Raw genomic sequence first — 17,702 nt, 5'->3', positions numbered from 1 at the left:
CCTTCAGGGTCGGCATGCTGGTAAGGTGCCAATCGCGGCGGAGGCGTTTGCTGCGGCGGCGCAGCCGTTGGAGGATGCGGCGGTCACGCGTGACGAACGACCGCCCTCGAGCGGTGGTGAAGCCGACCGCGGCGCGGATTCAGGCGCCCTGTGGCTGCAGGCTCACCGTCCCACGAAGGCCCAGCAGCTTGAAGTACGCGTGCCCTATTGCGTCCCAGGTGTATCTTTCCTGCGCAATCCTTTGCATCTCCGCAGCGACTTTCTCCGCGCGTTCCGGCGAAAGTGCAGCTACGGCGGCGCGCAGTGAGGCCGCGTCCGTGAAGTAGATGGCCCGCACGTCCGTCGTGCATCGATTGAAGCTGCAGTCGAAGGCCAGCACCGGAACGCGAAAGTGCATCATTTCGACGAGCGACGGATTCGTTCCGCCCGCCGAGTGGCCGTGGACGTACAAGGCCGCGCCGCTACGGATCGTGCGCAGCACTCCGGCGTCGTAGATGGGATCCAACAGCCGCAGGCCGGAATTAGCGCCAAATCTCGCCAGCAGGGCGAGTCCGTAGTCGCTGTTCTTCCAGTTTCCGATGAAAACTAGCGGGAGTTCCCGGTTCTCGGCGAAAGCCTCGAGAATGGTTGCCACGTTGTTTTCGGGCTCGATCCGACAGAGTGCAAGCGCGTAGCGGGGCGGAAGCGGCTCACCTTCAAAGGCCTGCCCGGTCGCCTGCACCGCGTGATCGCCGCCATATGCGATCACCTCGCAGGAGCGTCCGTAACACTCGGCAACGTGACGGGCAATCCCCGCGTTATCCGCGATCACTTCGTGGGAGTAGCGCACCGCCCAGTATTCGGATTTACGCAGCCACCAGCGAGCAAATCCCTTCCATTTCTCACGTTTCCATTCGACTCCATCAATGTTCGTGACGATTCGCGCCCGGGAGAAGAGCCTCAGGAAGGGCAGCGCAATCGCACCAGACACACCAAGGAGCAGGATCACCTCTGCCCCACGTAGCGCAGCGGAGATCAGCGAGAGAATGTCGTACGGCACGCTCGATGCGCCATTGGCGTCTAGGTTCACGTACCGGAGCGACGCTCCGAGGTAGGAGGGAGCTCTCTCGGGGAAGGTCTTTGCGCTGCAGTACACCACGATTTCGCCGTCGATATCGTGCTCTTGGTGATAGCGCACCAGATTCTCTGCAAGGGTTTCGAAGCCACCATAGCTCGCCGGCAGTCCGACCGTTCCGAGTATTGCGACGTTCTTCAAGATTGCTTCCGATGGGGAGTGTCGAGTTCTAGCGCCTCGCGCAGGCCGGCGACGAATGCTGCTCGCGAGAAATTTAATGCCCGGTGTCGCGCCGCCTCGGAGAGGCGTCTCGAAAGGGGTTCGTCGTCAGCAAGTCCGAGCACTCTGGTGACAAGCTCGTCCATTCGCCGGCAATCTAGGAGAAAACCTTCGCGTCCGTCGGATATCAACTCGCAGGGCCCCCCCACCGGAGGTGCAATCACCGGCACGCCGAAAACCATGGCTTCCAGCAAGGTGAGCCCAAAGGTCTCGATCCACTGGTCAGGCCTAGAGAGGTTGATTACGAGGCTGGCCTTCGCGTACCAGGGCGTAAGGTCGCTCGTACGTGCATGGACAGTGACATTCCCCGGGACCTTCCGACTGGCGAAATACCGCACCACCGCTTCTTCATCGTCGTTCGCAATGAGGTCAAAGTTGATGTCCTCGCGTTCGGAAACGCGACGTGCCAATTCGATGAACTCGGGAATCCCTTTGTAGTCCCGCAGCGAAGCGAGCATGAGCACCCGGAACGCACCATCGCGACGATGGCGGTAATGAGCCTGCTTCCCCTTTTTCACGAACGCCGGGTCGAGCGCGTTGAACACGGTAGTGGCCGGCACACCCGGAATCGGTAGGCAGTGTCGGTGAAATTCCGATACGTAGATGAGATGTGCAGCAGTCCAGCGCGCGACCGTTGTCAAGAACCACTGGAGCGGCCACGGCGTGAGCGATACCTCGTGCAAGTGATACACCACCTTCCTGCCGGTGAGCCGGCCGTACACGGCCGCTCCGAACGGAAGCAAGGTGTTGGCATAAACGATCGCGTCCTTTGGGATGCCGCGCGAGAGCAGCAATTTGCCGAACAGCGCGAGCTGGCTCGCCACGTATGCAAAGAGTGTGGTCAGTCTGTGCGCACCACGACGGTACCAGTAACGGGTGGTGGGCACGCCCACGTCGTCGAGACATCCCGAGCCGTCGCTTCCTACGAAGAGGGCGGTGGGCTGGCCGGCAGAGGACAGGCCCTCAATAGCCTCCGCCAGTACCTTGGGGCTTCCAGACCGGTCGTTCAGCAGATGCGCGAAGACGATCATTCGGCGACGTGTTCGATATCCCGAAACACAGCGGCCATGAACTGCCGCTTGTGCTCCCATCGGAACTGCTCCTCGATCCTCCGGCGGCCGTTCGTCCCGAGCTGAATTCGGAGTTGCGGCGATTCCGCCAAACGGAGGAGGGCGTCGACAAAGCCCTGCATCATGGCCTCCTCTGAAGTGGGCACGACGCGAATCGCGCAAGTTTCATCCGTGATGACACTCATTCCGGATCCATCGACGCAAACGACCGGAAGACTGGCTGCCATCGCTTCCATGAGCGACCACACGCCGCCTTCCTTTAGGCTAGGGAAAAGGTAGGCGTCGCTCTCGCGGAGGCTTGCCAACACATCGGCCTGCGGCATATTCCCGAGGAAGTCCACGAATTCCGCAATGCCTTCGTCGTGGGCGAGTTTCTCAAGGCTCTTCCGGAGCGGTCCATCGCCCACGACGGTCAGGCGGACGCCTGCCCCATGTCGGCGGGCCATTGCTACGGCGCGAATACCAAGCGCGAGGTTCTTTAGAGGAATGAGCCGCCCGGTATAGATAACGCGTAGGTCAGGGGCATTGCTGCGGGCCTCTGTGCGCATGGTAGAAGCAAGAATATCGTCCGCCATCGAGGTCTCAAGCACCACGCGTACCTTCTCCGAGTAAGCATCAGGAATCAGGCGAGCCGTCTCGTCGGTGCGCGCCAGGATCAGCCGTGCCCGGCGAATCACCCCCATCAACAGTGGATTTAACCCGATGGTCGCAATCAAAAAATAGCGGAGGTACTGAGACGCGCGGCCCTTGACGGACAAGGTCCGAATGAGTGCGAAGGGGACCCCCTCTCCGCCGCCAACCGGCCCCCAAATGAAGGGAATGGGCAGCAGATGCATGAACGTCGGCATCCAGATGCTGCCGAATGTGAGATGCATGGCGTAGTCGAATCGCGACTGGCGAGCGAGGACGCGTGCACGGCGGTACGCACCCCACTGCCAGAAGAGGTAGAAGAAGTAGAGCCCCCTTTCCTTGCGCTTCAGCTTCCGTGCGGCTGCAGGGAGGTCGTAGAACTCAAAGCGCACGTTATCGGCGACTTCGGGCGGCAATGCGCCACGAATAGCCTCTTCATTGTTGCTGCGGGTGAGGACGACGAGCTCGCTGTCGTGAGCGAGCTGCATGGTCCAGTGCCATCCGACGCCCTGCTCCGAGCCCTTACCCGGCTCGCAGCCATAGGCGGATATCAGCAAGCGCCTCCTGCCGTTCCTGGATTGTGAGCTTTGGGCGGCGTCCAAAGTCATCGCCTGCCTTGGCCTGTGGCCCCATCCAGCCTGCGCAGGTATTCCGCCGAGACGTGAGCAAGCAGTTGCTTGAACACTTCCGTCGCGCTCGCGTTCCCGTCCAGAACCACTGCTTGGCTCAGTTCCGCTGTGCGGAGATAGCCTGCGCGAATCCGCGTCGCGTTCTCCAAGGTCAGTTCACCCTTACGCTGGACAACGCAGTCTGGCGAAGCATCGACAAAACAAAGCACCCCTTTCGGGACAAGAACCCGCAAAAGCCAGTCGGGCAATTGGGCGTGAGGAATCCGTGCGCGACTCAGATCCGATGCAAAGTCGAAGAAGCTCCGATCGGAAACGACCACGGCGCCCCGAAGCGTCTGCCAAGCCAGCGCGGCCCGCGCAAGGGCGAACGCAAGACCATAGAAACCGAGACGCAGGAGCGCACTTGACCTCGATGTCACAGGCGGCTCGGAGTAAGGCTTGTGATACGCGGTCGCAGTCTTCTTTCGCCGCAGAATCTGGTGTGGCATCGGGATCCACGAGGGCAGGAGGTGCAGTTCCTGGGGCTGAATGCCGCCTGCCGTCCTGAATGTGGTCATCAAACGGCCGACGAGCGTGCTCTTGCCGGATCCGTCCAAGCCGGACACGGCCACCACAAGGCCCGCGTGCGTGCCCATTCCGGACTTGAAGCGAAGGTGCGCGCCGGCAGCCGAAAGGAACCACGAGAGCGCAGACAGCGGACCTTGCGCCCCGCCGGATGCGGCGCGGAGCTTCCACTTCGCAAGACCACTTGGCCCTCGTGTGCCGAGTTGTTCAGCGGTGAGCGGCAGGCCACAGTTGCTTGCGACCGCTAACAAATATGGTTTGTCGGCGCCGGTCGCCTGAACCCGAGCCCAGTCGCGTTCCGAGCACCGGCCGACCGTCATCGTTTTCTGAAAGAAGCTGACTGCACCGACTACCTTCGGGTCTCCTCGCATCGAGGCGGTCTGCTCAAGGAGAGTGCGCCCTGCGTCGTCGCGTCCGATTCCGTACCAGCGCAGTCCGTCAAAGAAGTCGACCTTAATGGCGTGGTCCTCGCCGGTGTCCGAGGGGCGCACCAAGACGATCTGCGCGAGGTAACCAATATCGCGGAAGAAGAGCAAGTACCAGCCAGCGTCCGTCGCCGCGCGGGCTGCAGTCCGGCACGCCTCCACCGCATGTCCGGCCGGAACTATGAAATCCAGATCTCCGCCCACCCGGGCGAAATCGTCTGTACCTCGCAACCCGAGCACCGGCATCACCGCCGAAACGCTGCCCGTCACGAGCGCACTAAGCTCCTTCTTCATCATTCCTCGCGATCACGGCCTCATACTCGTTCAGGAGCTTCGAGGCGGAAACATCCCAGTTCAAAGTTTCCGAGATCAGCTTCATGCCGTTCTCGGAAATTACCGGCCATTGGTCCTTGCGGGACAATGCGTCTCGAAGACCGGCCGCGAGACCGTACGACGTCGGCTCGCACATCATGAAAGCGCAGCGGTCCGCGAAATACGACACCTTCGATGTGCGGGTGATCAGAAGCGGCGTTCCGAGAGCGAGCACCTCCATCGCCGCGATGGAGAAGACATCGCACAGCGACGGATGCACGAACAAGTCCAGGTCGCGAATGAACTGCGTCTTCTCTGTCCCGTACTTTGGTCCGACCAGTTCAACACCATGCTGGCCATAGCGCGTGCGGAGCGACTCACCATACGGATTGACGGGGCCGGCCAGCAGCAGGCGAAGTTTGCGGTCGCCATTGACTGCCACGAATGCCGAGCACAATGCGTCCAGGTTCTTCTCCGGAGAGAGTCGACCGAGATAGCCGATGTGCCGCAGGTCCGTTCTTTGCAAAATCGGCTGGCGAGGATAGTCCTCCAGGTCGATGCCGTTGGGCACGCAGAAGACGTGGTTCACGGGCGCGAAGCGAAGCAAGTCCGTGCCTTCTTCCTGCGTGAGGACGTGGATTGCGGAAGCAGTCGATAAGTGGCGCCTTTGGATCACGGCGTCGTACGCACGCTTCTTGACCTTGCCACGTTCGGCACGTTCCGGCGCGAGGCCGTCGTGCAGCGTGATGATGTGCGGCGTGCGCACGCTGCGAGACAGCGCCGCCACCCCGAAATTCCAGGGGGCGTATGTGCCGTGGAGATGGACCACGTCCGCCCATCGGACGGCATCCTTCACAGCGCCGGCCAAAGCCGTGCTCCAGCGCGAATAGACTCGTACATCGAAACCGTCCCTGTGAACGATCTCACCTTCAGCGTCCGCGCTTTCGGCCTTCCCGATCACGCGAACTTCCGCTCCGTTTCGCGCTGAATACTTCGCCAGACCAGCAATGACCTGGTTCACGCCATTGGCCCGATCCTTGTTGGCCTTGCCCAAGATGAAGTGGAATACCTTCATTCGATTCAGTGCATCGTGAGACTTTGGGCTGGCAGCGCGGCCGGCGTGAGCTGCCCGCCGGTGAAGCGACGCCGCAGCATCCCCGTAATCGGCCGCTCAAAAAGCACATACGTCAGGTACGCGGCACACGTGCTCGCGACGAGAATCGCGCAGATCGCCGCAAGAGGCGTGGAGATGCCTGCGCGGTGAAGAATGACCGCAACGAGAACGCCAACCATAGGGTGCACGAGATAAAGGGAATAGGACGCGTCCCCGCCGATGACAGCGATACGTGGAACGCGCTGGCCCCACTTCTCTTCGAGGAAGACTGCGCCTCCAATCGCCAGCGCGTACTGCAAACCAAGCAGCGGAAATTTGGGGAGCGCGAACACGATGGTCAGGCCGACCACAAGACAGACGAGGCTCACATGCGGCGAGACCCTCACTCCGCGAAGGTACAGATGGCCAATGGCAACGCCCCACAGGAAATCGAGTAGAAGGGGATTCAGCAGGAAGGTCACCGCCGGCCAGTGCTCCTGGCGATACGGCGCGACCAGCACGGCGGGAATCAAGACCGCAGCCATGAACATGTAAAGGGGGATGCGCCGGAACATCAAGGCAATGGCCAAGACCGCGTAGAAGAACATCTCGAAGTCGAGAGTCCAGCCAACACCATAGAAGGCCTCGACGGCGCCCTCCGCGTTTCGACTCGGGATGAAGAGCATCGAGAGCACCACGTTCCACACATCCGGCTTAGCGAAGGCAAGCGCCGGGAGCGCCAGGATTTGCGCAAGCTTCAACAAGTTCAGCGCCCAATAAAGGGGAACGATGCGGATCAGGCGGGATGCGACAAATTTCCGTGCGCCCAGAGTTCCTCGCGGCAGCGAGGCGGTGGAGAGGGTCATGACAAACCCGCTTATCACGAAGAACAAAGGCACACCCTGCGTGCCCGAATCCCAAACGGGGAAGCCATTGGAGAGCCGAGTGGATACATAGAACGTCGCGTGAGTGCAGACAACCATGACCGCGGCGAGAAATCGCATTGCTTGCAAGCCCGCGAAAATCCGTGGTGGGCGCATTCCCATACCCATGATTTCGGAGACCCCGGCCCGCTTCTGTGGTAGTTCTCCAGTGTTCGTGCAGACCATCTCATCCCACATCCACAGCTCTGATGAGCTCCTTGCGCTTCGAAGGCGAAGCCCGCCTCAAGTTAGGTCTGGAGGGTGTCGCATGCGATGCTAGGTAGATACAAGACATCCAAAACGAGAACGCGAGCGGATTTCCGAACGAGAACAGCCATGATTCGAAGGAGGCGTGCACTAAGCTGCCAAGAACCAAACCCGCCGGGACCAAGCGCATTGCGGCGTTCGCATATTTGTGGCCATGCACGTAAGCAGCGTAGAGTCTTTGGGCAAGCTGCGGAAGAAGAATGAGGAAGAAGGGAATGGCAAACCAGAGTCCCAGTTCCTCGGGAAGGCTGATATAGGAACTGCCCTTCTCGGTATCCGCGAGATAGTTGTAGCCCGGCGCGGTGTAGAGCTTGAAGTCCACTGGGTTGATGCCAATGCCCCAGCCAAGCTGCGGTCGTTGTGTTATTGCGTCCAAGTGGATTTGCCACAAGTAAAGACGTGTCCCGACGGTGTCGACGCCCTCGTACTTGTTCGTCGCAAATTGAACAAAGACGTAGAGAGCGAACGCGATTCCGGGGGCGAGGATCAGCAGGTTCATCGGAGTAATCACTCGCCGTCGCGACCCAAAAAATACGATCAGTGAACTCAGTAGCACAGCCGCAAACGCCGCACGCGACCTGGAGTCCAGTAGCACGTACACAAGGTAGACCAGAGTGAGTAGCGCCACTCCCCGAATCCTTCTTGAGCGCTGCAATAATCCCGCGCAACACAGTGGCGTTGCGAAGGCAGCATAGTGCGCGAGGCTATTAGAGTTGGAGAAATAACCGCGAAAGTTGCCTTGGAAGTACGCTGATGCAGGTTGCCCGACGTATGCGGGGAGGCTCGCAAGGATGACGACAATGATGCATGCTGCGGAGAATGCCAAGATGACTCGAAGTTGATCCTCTGCGGAGGCACACTTCGAGAACACCCACAGAACGCCGACGGCAGCAATATTTAGGAAGGCGCGTTCAAGACTTATGCTGGGGTCAATGCTCCAAAGCACGGATGCGAGTCCAAAAAATGCAAAACAAGCTAGGGGGTAAAGCACACCGCCCGGACCAGATGTTCTGCGACTACCCAAAGGCATGCTTAGGGCGGCAATACATACCAAGGCCATTCGAACGGAACTCGGAAGTACCAACGCCGGGAAAAGCTCGGACAAACTGCTGATGAACAGACTCGGAATTGCAATTAGGCAGAAGAGGGTGATGGGACGCACGCGAACCATAGCTACTCCTCTGCCTCATACCAGTACCGCAAGATCGGCTGAGTCAAGTGGGCGAGCAGCCGGTTGCGCGAGCACCGTGGGCGCGGCGGCTTCGGGCGTCGAGCAACCGCAGATGACAAGTCGGCTCTGACAGTCATGCGGTCGCCCGGCGAATTAGCAAGATTCGCTTTGATACGGAGAGCAATGCGGAACCACAGCACAGGCATATGGTGGCCGCACGCCAAGCTAACGACAGGTCCAGTGCCATCGTCAACAGACATGCGGTTGCGACCGTAATTCCCGCCCAGACGACCTGCACAGACCGGCGCTCGATCATTCCCGCCAAGTGGAACATCGCCGCGGATTCGATGATCCCGCGCGCGACCCAGGCGGCCGCAACCCCGGTAAGGCCAGTCGTGCCGGCAGCGGTCCAGGCGAGCAACAGGTATAGAGGTAGTTCAATGATGTGCAGTTTCGCAATCAGGTCGGGACGGCCCCGCGCCTGTAGGTAGAAGTAGGGGACGTGCGCGACTCCAGTCACCCAAACGCCAAGCAGCAGCAACTCCCCGATCGGGGCAGCAGTGCGCGAAAACTCCGGGCTTATCCAGAGCGCCAGAAATGGTTTCAGTGCGAATGCGCCGATGCTACAGCCGAGCGCGAGCAGCCAGGCGAGAGAGCAGGCCGACTCGGCGGCGAGCCGTGAACTCTCCTCCGCACTTGAGGACGACAGCGACGGGAACAGTGCGCGGCACAACGCGCCGGGGAGGACCTTCGCCTTGGTGACCAGTTGCATCGGGATTGTGTAGTGGGTCACCGCGGCCGGACCGAGCACCATGCCCACAATCATTCGCTCGCCCGTTTCCAGTAGGGGCGCTGCAATCCCGGTGACCGCCACCCAGCCCCCGTACGAAAAGAGGGACTTGAGCCGTGCCCGGGACACGCGGGGGCGGCCCTGAAGCGGCACGCGTCGCCAGCACGCGAAGAGGAAAAAGAAGTTCATTCCCGCGCGCGACAGCACCGCGGCCGGAATGACCCACCCGAGATCGGGCGAGTACCAGTACGCGACCGCGAGCGGCGCGATCTGGAATATCGTGTTCGTCGCGACCTGAAGAACATTGAGAATAAAAAACTCGCTTCGGCCTTCCAGCGCCCCGTTGAGCACCGACGACACGAGCGCTAGCGGGAACGTCGCGACCAGCCAGGGAAGTGCATCCCTGCTTTCCATCCGAAACTGCGGTGCGAGGCCGGGCAGTCGGTCGATCACGGTGCTGCCCGCGATCCAGAGCACGCAGCCACCCGCCGCTCCCATCGCTAGGTTCACGATCACCGCCGTCCAGAAGATTTCGGAACGTTCTTCGGCGGACGCTTCCGCCGCCTTGGCGAGCTGGTTCGCGGTTGCCTTCCCCAGCCCGAGCTCGAGGAAAGAAAAGTACCCAAGCACGAGCCATACGAGCGACAGAACACCATAGCGCGCTTCGCCCAGGATCTTCACATACAGCGGGACCGTGACCAGCATCACGGCCATCGGAGCCGCTGCACCCAGGATGTTCAATGCGGTGTTCTTCTTGACGCTCACTGGCGACCTTCTTCTTTCAATGCAGGGGGCCCACCAGGTGCGACAGCATCCGAGCCTGCTCGTGTTCTCCGTCCCAGCCGGTGAGCGTGCCGACGGCGCGCTCCACCTGCAGCAGGACCTGCCCCAGAACATAAGAGATCAAAACGGAACGGTGGCAGGAGCGCACGATGCCAGTCCACTCTTCGGCAAGTACCTGTTCTGCCGCCGCGAGCTTTGCTGCGGGCGGGAGCGCCTTCACTCGAGGCTGGTTCATCACGAAATGCACCACGTCGCTCCCGGCGAGTTGCACGCGATCCGCGTATTCCCAGTCAAATACGTAGAGCCGTCCGCCGGCTAGGAACGTGTTCCATGGCGTGAAGTCGCCCTGGGCGAAGCACCTCGACAGCGGCGGGCATTCCTCGGACCGCAGTGTCTCAATGGCCTTTGAAAACCGAGTCTGCCAATCGGTCGGAACGCGGTTCAGGAGCGTCCCAACTCTCGCCTCTAGCACGTCGGCGAGCTCCCAGGAGGACACGGGTGCGGCCCGTGTCCTGCTCGCTATCTCTTGGAGGAATGCCCGGTGTTGAGGGCCAAGGTCGATCGTGGTCCGCGTCGCGCGCGTCTTCAAAGTATCCGTCAGCAGCACCTCGCTTCCGCCCATCTCCCCGGAGAAAAGCACGTGCGGAACGAAGCCTTCGCGAAGGTCCAAACCGGCCACCTCGCGCAACATCTGCGCCTCGTATCGAAGGAGTGCGGCGACCTTCGGATCCCGAGTCACCTTTGCAAAGCCGAGAACCCTGCCCGACCTGTCCATCACCTGGATTGCGACCTTGCGGTGCGGGCTGTCCGTCCCCGTGAAAAACGCAAAGCTGAGAGAGGTCGCGCCAAAGAAGCGGCTGAAATCAGGGAAGTCTTGCACGTACACGCGCTTCCTTGCCCACAGCCCCTGCAAACCGAGTCGGCTTAAGAGCGTAGCCGCAGCTTTCATCTTGCGTGCGCTTGGGAGCAGAGGTTGGAACAAGGCGAGCCCACTCTCGGCCACGCGTCCGCTCTCGAGGGGAATCAGCCACCACCGTGCGTTGGAACGCCCCCCCACGACTCCGTAGACCCGCGCCCCCGGTGCGGAGGTGGCGAGCACGCGAATGCCAAGACTGCCGACGTCGGACAGCGCCGCCGTGAAGACGGGGTGGTCGAACATGGGGCTCAGGGAGGCGCCTGCTCCAACCGGCGGCGCCCCGTTGCCTCCCGCTGCAGGGCCTGGATCTCGCTTTTCAGTGCCTCGTACTCCGCCATTTTTCTTTGCAGGAATTTGCTCGTCATGCTGGCTTTGTGCGCGATCCCCGCGGGCGTGAGCAGGTACGCGTAGCCCAAGTGGTGTTTGGAGTGCGCGAAGTTGCCGAGCTTGACCAGGCCGCGCTCAATGAGAGCCCTCATGCAGTAATGCAGCTTCCCATTGCTCACTCCGAGCCTCTGCGCCAATTCCCGCTGCGAGATGTCTGGGCGATCCTGAAGAAGCTTCAGGACACGGAAGTGCAGGTCTTCGGTGTGTTCCAGGTGTTTGCTGGCCATGGTGCTCGTCCTGAGCCGGCTTGCCTGGCCGCAAACCGTTCAACTTTGAGCACTGTATCAGTGTGCAACCGACCGGGCAAGATTCTGACAGCTCTGTCGGCCACATTCGTACAAACGGACGAGGGGCGCATGCGCGTTGCCCAACAGTGCTGCAGCTTTCCTCGCGTAGCTCCCGCCGCCGCGGTGCCGCTACCACGCAGGCACACTTCGCTCCGTATGCAACTGCAGGACCTCCTCTACTCCCAAGGCTTCGGCCCGCGCCGCGTCTGCCTCGGTCTCATCCAGCAAGGCCTCGTCACCGTCTCCGGTCAGCCCGCCACCGACCCGTACGAGGACGTCACGCCCGAAGGCCTCGCCTTCACAGTTGAAGGCACCCACTGGACCTACCACGCCAAGGCCTACCTCCTGCTCCACAAGCCCGCAGGCTACGAGTGCTCGCAGAAGCCCTCCGCCTGGCCCAGCATCTACGCGCTGCTGCCCGGCCCCTTGCGCCAGCGCCCGGTGAAGGGCGGCCAGCCCGGCGTGCAGGCGATCGGGCGGCTGGACCAGGACACCACCGGCCTGCTGCTTCTCAGCGATGACGGCGCTTTCATCCACAAGATGAGTTCACCGAAGCATCACGTGCCCAGGGTCTACCAGCTCACCACGGCCGATCCGGTCGATGACCGCCAGGTGCAGCGGCTGCTGGCGGGCGTGGTGCTCGATGACAGTCCGAAGCCCGTGCGCGCGGCGGCCTGCGTGGCGACCGGCAGCCACACCCTGGACCTCACGCTCACCGAAGGCAAGTACCACCAGGTGAAGCGGATGCTGGCTGCGGTGGGGAATCGGGTGACCGCACTGCATCGCGCGCGGATTGGGCAACTGGCCTTGCCGGCGGATCTCGCGCCGGGAGAGTGGCGGTGGTTGGGGGAGGGGGAACTGGCGGCCGTGCAGGATAAGAAGGCGTGAGGGAGAGCTGGGGTTCGCTGCGCTCACCGCCAGCCTACAGCTCTGTGTGCTCACCGCCAGCCTACCGCGCAGCGCCAGGCTCCGGCCCGCAGCTTCAGCGCAAGTTGCCCGTATGCCCCAGCGAATACCGCCCCGGCTGCGGCCACACCGTGAGGCCGTGCGGCTCCTTGCCCACCTTGATCCTGGTGACGGCGCCGCTGTAGGTGTCGATGCGGTAGACCTCGTCGTCGAAGCGGCCCGACAGCCACAGCCACTTGCCGTCGGCGCTGACGTTGCCCATGTCGGGGCTGCCGCCGCCGGGGATGGGCCAGTTGGCGACGACCTTCTCGGTGGCGAAGTCGATCACGCTCACGCTGCCGGGGCCATGGGGCTTGCCGTGGATCTTGTGCGTGCTGCGGTTGGCCACGTACAGCTTCTTGCCGTCGCGGCTGGGATAGAGGCCGTGGGTGCCGAGGCCGGTGACGATGAAGCCCACCTCGCGGAAGCTCTCTCCGTCCACCACGTGCACGCCGTCGGCGTCCATGTCGGCGATGTAGAAGCGCTTGCCGTCCGGGGAGCTGCGGATGTCCTGCGGCATGCCGCGCGTGATGGTGCAGATCTCGGTCTGCGGGTCGATCACCGAGGAGCCTTCCTTCAGGCGGCGCTGCGGCATCATCAGCTTCAGGTAGGCCACCACGTGGCGGTTCACCAGGTCGATCTTGGCGATCTGGCCGCTGAACTCGCAGGTGAAGATGGCGTAGCGCCCGTCGATGGAGAAGTCGGCGTGGTTGATGCCGCCGCAGCCGGGCGTGTCGATGGAGTACTGCAGCTGCATCGTGTGCGGGTCGCGGAAGTCCAGGCGCTTCTTGGCTTCCGCCACCACGATGGCCGACTTGCCGTCGGGCGTGAAGTACATGTTGTACGGGTCGTCGACGGGCACGGTCTCGCCCGGCTTGCCGGTGAGCGGGTCGATGGCGGTGAGGCTGCCATCGGTGCGGCCTTCGGCGTTGTTCGCCACCCAGAGCGTGTGCAGGTCCCAGGACGGCACCACGTGCTGCGGGCTGCGGCCCACCTTGAAGTTGTAGAGGACCTTGGCGCTTTCCGGGTCGATGACGGTGACGTCGTTGGAGCGCAGGTTGGGCACGTACACGCGTTCCAGCTGGCCCTTCACCGCGGGGCTCATGTGGCCGGCGGCCGTTTCCGAATAGATGTTCGACGGGTCGATCACGGGCGGCATGCCCGGCACCGTCTGGATGCCGTGGGTGGCCTGCACGGGCTTGCCGTCCTGGGGCGCCGCCTGGCTCAGGGTGGTGGACAGGCCGGCGCCGAACACGGTGCCGACGATGGCGGCAGTCCCCAGCGCGAACAGGGCGAGGGAGGAGAGGAGGCTTCGATCGAATTTCATGGAGGGCAGGGAGAGGGCGTTCGGTCTCTAACGCTTGAGGGCCGTCGCCCGTTGAATGGCGGCGACCGAAGTGTTGACGATTTCCTGGACGCCGAGTTGACCCACCTCAGCGGTCGCCCGTCGCGGGTCGCCGTGGACGCCATGCGCGGCATCCAGCTGCGCGCCTTGCGCCAGCACGTCGGCGCGGACCAGCGACTTGTCGACAGCGAGCGTCAGTGCGGTGTCGTTCAGGCCGGCATGGGTGCCGATCTCGGCCGGGCTGTAGCCCTTCTTCCTGAGCGTGTCGACGAAGGCGGTCTGGGTGACGTCGTAGTACTCCAGCAGGGCGTGCACGCGGCAGGCCGGATCCTTCGCCCACTCGCGATTGAGCTTGTCGGCCACGCGCTGCTCGCTCTTCTGGTAGCCGCCGTGGTCGCCCAGGAAGAAAACGTCGTGGAATCCGTGCTGCTTGAAGCTGCGGGCGGTGGACTCCAGCAGCGACTCGAAGGTGCTGTCCGGGATGGAGATCGTGCCGGTGAAGCGCATGTGCGCCGCCGGCGGGTTGATCGAGCCCTCGGGGACGTAGGCGATCACGGGCGCGACGACGGCGTTGCCCAGGCGGCGCGCGATTTCGTCGGCGAGCACGTGGGCGCGCACGTTGTGCTTGCCCAGGACCATGTGCGGTCCGTTCTGTTCGGTCCCGCCGATGGGGACCAGCACGGTCGTGGCGCCGGCGGCGAGGCGCGCCTTGAGCTCGGGCGAGGTCATTACCTCGATATCCACCGGGGCCGGCGCGGCCGCGTGGGCGAGGGCGGCCGCGAGCGCCGCGCAGATGAAACCAGCGCGTCCGGCGCGCATCAGGAGGACGACGGGAAACCGCATCGCCGCGAGTGTAGTGGATGGGTTGCGGCGCTTCGCACGCGCTGAGCTGGCGAAGCGAATTGTTTCCCCTCTGTGACGGATAACATGCTTGCTGCATGGCGCATACGACACATCAGCGGCGGGGAAGGCTTGGAGCAAGGTTGCTCGGCGTGCTCGCGCTCGTCGCGCTCGCGTCGGCCTGGCTGCGCACCACCGAGGCGGGCGCACGCGTGATGCTCGCGGGGCTCGAGTGGCAGTCCACGCCGGTCGATCCGCAACGGGTCGGCGAGCAGGCCCAGGCGATCGCCGTCCTGGGGGGCAACCTCGATCGAATGGACTACGGCGCCAGGCTGCACCAGTCCACCCGGGTTCCCCTGCTGGTGGTGGGCTGGGGCCGCCCCAGCGCGAGGCCGGCACGGGCGGCGCGCGCCGACCCTGGGACGGCTTATCTGCTGCACAAGTACGGCATCGCTCCCCGGTGGGTGGAGACCCAGTCCACGAACACGCTGGAGAACGCCGTGTATTCCGCCTGCCTGGTCTCCGGCATGGGCGTGAAGCGGATCGCGCTGGTCACCGACCCGTACCACATGCCGCGGGCCAGCTACCTGTTCCGGGCTGCGGGCTTCGTCGTCATTCCCGCGCCGGTTCCGGGCGGTGGGCCGCCGCGGCCCCGCATCACGCTCGCGAGCTTCGTTCCGAGCCAGCGGGGATGGGACCAGGCGCGCGGACCGGCCCACGAATGGCTCGGACTCGTCTTCGGTCCCGTGCAGCGGGCGATCGAGGGGCCGCGGACCTGTCCGTCGCAGGACCGGCGACCCAGCGACAAGGAGGGACTGCGCGCGGGCTGGATGCCCCCAGGCTCCGCAGGCTAGGCGGGTTGCCGGCCGTAGTGGGCCATGTACCAGGCGTAGAAGCGCGCCACGCCCACGTCGACGGGCGTGTCCGGCTTGAAGCCGACCCAGGCGTCGAGCTCGGAGGTGTCGGCGCTCGTGGCGGGGACGTCGCCGGGCTGCATGGGCAGGAATTCCTTCTTCGCCTCGATCCCGGACGCCTTTTCCAGGGCGACGATGTACTCCATCAGCGGCGTGGGCTGGCTGTTGCCGATGTTGAACACGCGATAGGGCGCGTCGCTGGTCGCCGGGTCGGGTGAAGCCGGATCGTACGCAGCCGACGGCGTCGCCGGCTTGTCGACCACCCGCAGGACGCCTTCGACGATGTCGTCGACATACGTGAAGTCGCGCACCATCTTCCCGTGGTTGAAGATGGAAATGGGCCGTCCTTCCAGCATGGCGCGCGTGAAGAGGAACAGCGCCATGTCCGGCCGGCCCCAGGGCCCGTACACGGTGAAGAAGCGCAGGCCCGTGGTCGGGATCCGGAACAGGTGGCTGTAGGCATGCGCCATCAGCTCGTTGGCCTTCTTGGTCGCGGCGTACAGGCTCACCGGGTGGTCGACGTTCTGGTGTTCCGAGAAGGGCCGCGTCGTGTTGCTGCCGTAGACGCTGGAGGTGCTGGCGTACACCAGGTGCTCCACCGCGTGGTCCCGGCAGCCCTCCAGGATGTTCATGAACCCTTTCAGGTTCGCGTCGACGTACGCGTGCGGGTTCTTCAGCGAGTACCGCACGCCGGCCTGCGCTGCCAGATGGATGACGCGCTGCGGCCGCTCCGACGCGAAGAGGCGTTCCATGGCGTAGCGGTCGGCGATGTCGATCCTGTGGAACGCGAAGCGCGGGTCGGGCGCGAGCTGGGCGAGCCGCGCTTCCTTCAGGCTCACGTCGTAGTAGTCGTTGAGGTTGTCCACGCCCACGACTTCGTCGCCGCGCGCCAGTAGGCGCGCGGCGGTGTGCATGCCAATGAAGCCGGCCGCGCCGGTCACCAGGATCTTCATGAAACGCGGATGTCGTTCTGCTCGGGCGGGCAATGTAGCACGCGCTCCCGCAGGGGCAGGCGGTAACATGCGCCACCCATGTCCCTGCTGATCGATTCCTTCTGGCGCGCCGTCGCCTACTGCCTGCACCCGCGCGTGATCGGGCTGTCGCTGCTGCCGCTGCTGGGACTGGTGCTGACCGCGGGCGGCATGTCGTATTTCTTCTGGGACAGCGCCGTCGACATGGTGTTCCGCTGGCTGGAGTCCAGCGCGTGGCTGACGACCATCACGCAGTGGCTCACCGACATGGGCATGACGGGCCTGAAGAACGCGCTGGCGCCGCTGCTGGTGATCTTCGCCGTGACGCCGGTGCTCGTGGTGCTGGTGCTGTTCTTCGTGGCCGTGCTCATGACGCCCGCGGTCGTGCGGCTGGTCGCCCGCCGGCGCTTCCCTGACCTGGAGCGCAAGCACGGCGCGTCCTGGCTGCACAGCGCGGTGTGGTCCTTCGGCTCGACGCTGCTGGCGGCCGTGGCGCTGGTCATCTCGATTCCGCTGTGGCTGATCCCGCCGCTGATCCTCATCCTGCCGCCGCTGATCTGGGGCTGGCTCACCTACCGCGTGATGGCCTTCGATTCGCTCGCGGACCATGCGAGCCGGGAAGAGCGCCGCCAGGTGTTCAAGCAACACCGCCATTGGCTGCTGATCATCGGCGTGACTTCCGGCTACCTGGGCGCTGCGCCCAGCCTGGTGTGGGCCTCGGGCTGGTTCTTCGCGGCGGCGTTCCCCGTGCTGATCCCGGTCGCGATCTGGATCTACACGCTGGTGTTCGCGTTCTCGTCGCTGTGGTTCACGCACTACTGCCTGGCGGCGCTGGAGCGGTTGCGGGCGGAGCGGTCTGCACCGGACGCCACGCCGCCGCCCGCTGTGACGGCCACACCCGCTTCGCCGGTCCTACCCGCTTCGCCGGTACACCCCGCCCCGTAGGCTGGCGGTGAGCGAACCGAACCCCAGCGACCCGGCGTCCGCAGCAAGCTGGGGTTCGCCTGCGGCTCACCGCCAGCCTTGTATGTTTCTTTCCTAGACTCTAAGAGTTCGGGGCAACCCGGGCGGAGCGGGTGCACGCCGTCGCCAGCCTTTGGGCTTGGA

Annotated in this window: 16 protein-coding genes; 3 read left to right on the top strand and 13 right to left on the bottom strand. The window is 63.6% G+C overall.

All coding sequences use genetic code 11. The features are described from left to right. Positions 1 to 139: 139 nt before the first annotated feature. From JJB11_RS11285 to JJB11_RS11240, 10 genes are all read right to left on the bottom strand, one after another. Positions 140 to 1,255: a DUF1972 domain-containing protein gene (locus JJB11_RS11285; protein ID WP_201170625.1), complete on the bottom strand. Its 1,116-nt coding sequence runs from the start codon at positions 1,253 to 1,255 to the stop codon at positions 140 to 142. Further along, on the bottom strand, positions 1,252 to 2,364 hold the full coding sequence (locus JJB11_RS11280; RefSeq protein WP_201170623.1) for a glycosyltransferase family 4 protein: 1,113 nt from the start codon (positions 2,362 to 2,364) through the stop codon (positions 1,252 to 1,254). The genes JJB11_RS11285 and JJB11_RS11280 overlap by 4 nt, the downstream gene beginning before the upstream one ends. Next, the gene (locus JJB11_RS11275) at positions 2,361 to 3,590 is read right to left on the bottom strand and encodes a glycosyltransferase family 4 protein (protein WP_201170621.1); all 1,230 of its coding nucleotides are present in this window, start codon (positions 3,588 to 3,590) and stop codon (positions 2,361 to 2,363) included. The genes JJB11_RS11280 and JJB11_RS11275 overlap by 4 nt, the downstream gene beginning before the upstream one ends. A gap of 47 nt (positions 3,591 to 3,637) precedes the next feature. Further along, positions 3,638 to 4,948: a nucleoside/nucleotide kinase family protein gene (locus JJB11_RS11270; protein ID WP_201170619.1), complete on the bottom strand. Its 1,311-nt coding sequence runs from the start codon at positions 4,946 to 4,948 to the stop codon at positions 3,638 to 3,640. Further along, positions 4,929 to 6,038 (bottom strand): glycosyltransferase family 4 protein, encoded by a 1,110-nt coding sequence (locus JJB11_RS11265; protein ID WP_201170610.1) that lies wholly within the window; start codon positions 6,036 to 6,038, stop codon positions 4,929 to 4,931. Before JJB11_RS11265 ends, JJB11_RS11270 begins: the two co-directional genes overlap by 20 nt. Positions 6,039 to 6,043: 5 nt before the next feature. Beyond that, on the bottom strand, positions 6,044 to 7,096 hold the full coding sequence (locus JJB11_RS11260; RefSeq protein WP_277988820.1) for an acyltransferase family protein: 1,053 nt from the start codon (positions 7,094 to 7,096) through the stop codon (positions 6,044 to 6,046). A gap of 70 nt (positions 7,097 to 7,166) precedes the next feature. Continuing rightward, the gene (locus JJB11_RS11255; protein ID WP_242528939.1) at positions 7,167 to 8,276 is read right to left on the bottom strand and encodes an O-antigen ligase family protein; all 1,110 of its coding nucleotides are present in this window, start codon (positions 8,274 to 8,276) and stop codon (positions 7,167 to 7,169) included. A 274-nt stretch (positions 8,277 to 8,550) separates the two neighbouring features. After that, positions 8,551 to 9,972 carry an oligosaccharide flippase family protein gene (locus JJB11_RS11250; RefSeq protein WP_201170604.1) on the bottom strand — a complete coding sequence of 474 codons (1,422 nt, stop codon included), beginning with the start codon at positions 9,970 to 9,972 and terminating at the stop codon, positions 8,551 to 8,553. A 16-nt stretch (positions 9,973 to 9,988) separates the two neighbouring features. Beyond that, a complete protein-coding gene (locus JJB11_RS11245) occupies positions 9,989 to 11,149 on the bottom strand; it encodes a protein kinase family protein (RefSeq protein ID WP_201170594.1) in 1,161 nt (386 codons plus the stop codon). A gap of 5 nt (positions 11,150 to 11,154) precedes the next feature. Beyond that, positions 11,155 to 11,520 carry a MarR family EPS-associated transcriptional regulator gene (locus JJB11_RS11240; RefSeq protein ID WP_201170592.1) on the bottom strand — a complete coding sequence of 122 codons (366 nt, stop codon included), beginning with the start codon at positions 11,518 to 11,520 and terminating at the stop codon, positions 11,155 to 11,157. A gap of 216 nt (positions 11,521 to 11,736) precedes the next feature. Between JJB11_RS11240 and JJB11_RS11235 the strand changes: the two genes are divergently transcribed. Continuing rightward, positions 11,737 to 12,468, top strand: coding sequence for a pseudouridine synthase (locus JJB11_RS11235; RefSeq protein WP_201170590.1), 732 nt, complete (start codon positions 11,737 to 11,739; stop codon positions 12,466 to 12,468). Positions 12,469 to 12,562: 94 nt separating this feature from the next. On the opposite strand, the gene JJB11_RS11230 is transcribed toward JJB11_RS11235, so the two are convergent. Both JJB11_RS11230 and JJB11_RS11225 read right to left on the bottom strand, forming a co-directional pair. Beyond that, a complete protein-coding gene (locus JJB11_RS11230) occupies positions 12,563 to 13,852 on the bottom strand; it encodes a YncE family protein (protein WP_201170589.1) in 1,290 nt (429 codons plus the stop codon). A gap of 27 nt (positions 13,853 to 13,879) precedes the next feature. Continuing rightward, the gene (locus JJB11_RS11225) at positions 13,880 to 14,713 is read right to left on the bottom strand and encodes a creatininase family protein (RefSeq protein ID WP_201964772.1); all 834 of its coding nucleotides are present in this window, start codon (positions 14,711 to 14,713) and stop codon (positions 13,880 to 13,882) included. A gap of 149 nt (positions 14,714 to 14,862) precedes the next feature. On the opposite strand from JJB11_RS11225, the gene JJB11_RS11220 reads away from it, so the two are divergent. Then, positions 14,863 to 15,564, top strand: coding sequence for a YdcF family protein (locus JJB11_RS11220; RefSeq protein WP_340643150.1), 702 nt, complete (start codon positions 14,863 to 14,865; stop codon positions 15,562 to 15,564). Here JJB11_RS11220 and JJB11_RS11215 read toward each other — a convergent pair. Next, entirely contained in the window at positions 15,561 to 16,577 is a 1,017-nt protein-coding gene (locus JJB11_RS11215) for an NAD-dependent epimerase (protein WP_201170583.1), read from the bottom strand. The genes JJB11_RS11220 and JJB11_RS11215 overlap by 4 nt on opposite strands. Positions 16,578 to 16,655: 78 nt before the next feature. Here JJB11_RS11215 and JJB11_RS11210 point away from each other — a divergent pair, with 78 nt between their 5' ends. Then, positions 16,656 to 17,540 (top strand): EI24 domain-containing protein, encoded by an 885-nt coding sequence (locus JJB11_RS11210; protein WP_201170580.1) that lies wholly within the window; start codon positions 16,656 to 16,658, stop codon positions 17,538 to 17,540. The last annotated feature ends 162 nt before the right edge of the window (positions 17,541 to 17,702 follow it).

The organism is Ramlibacter ginsenosidimutans, assembly GCF_016654015.1.
Lineage (GTDB): Bacteria > Pseudomonadota > Gammaproteobacteria > Burkholderiales > Burkholderiaceae_C > Ramlibacter > Ramlibacter ginsenosidimutans.
Note: the sequence above shows the minus strand (reverse complement) of the source record. Positions and strands in the feature narration are given on the sequence as shown.